Source organism: Escherichia sp. KCJ4928, from assembly GCF_004352695.1.
In the GTDB taxonomy this organism is placed as follows: Bacteria; Pseudomonadota; Gammaproteobacteria; order Enterobacterales; family Enterobacteriaceae; genus ECMA0423.
The window spans coordinates 1-696 of sequence record NZ_SJWV01000515.1; the positions used below are offsets into that span (position 1 = coordinate 1).

Here is a 696-nt window from a genome sequence, read left to right on the forward strand (position 1 = left end):
GATTAAAAAGATATACCACAGCACTCATGGAGTTTTAATGTGGTTGAAAACAACTAAGCCCTGAGGAATAAATTATTTTATTATTTTTATCACGTGCTTCCTTCAGGGAATTTAGCCCCATAATACCATTATCAAATTGTTGATTCTGATCTACCCCGACCCCATGATGCCCATATTTTTGTCTAATGTATTTGCTGGGGTCTTCACCTTTGAGTGTCTCCCCATATATGAAGATACGTTTACGTGCTGGTCTGAAATCAGTAGTGTTATCAAAATAATTAGCATATACAGGTGTGGGTTTCAAAGTATTGCTTCGGATTAGATGGAATAGAGGATCATCCATGTGTTCTTTATGTTTTTTATTAAAAATATTGGCTAATTCCTCAGGATCAGTAGGATTTTTCATCTGATTAAATGGAACCTGCAAAGCACCGAGACAATAACATTTTTTTCTTCATCTCTTATTATTCCGTGATGACTGGTTAAAACTTTCCTTTCTGAGTCATAATGACAAACATCGAGCGTTTTAATTAAGTTATACGTATCACCGGCAGAGAGTTTATAATTTTCTAGTCATGCAGTATAGTTACCATTAAAATTGATTTCATGATTTCTAGCCAGAACGATGACATTTTTATTAATACGGCTATCTTTATTACCCTCCATATTTCGCATAGAATTTAGCAAAGTAAGAAT

The 696-nt window shown here is 34.1% G+C and carries 1 pseudogene; it reads right to left on the reverse strand.

The features are described from left to right. Positions 1-34: 34 nt before the first annotated feature. Positions 35-696, reverse strand: a pseudogene (locus E0D98_RS25230) (DUF4049 domain-containing protein); the annotation flags it as partial.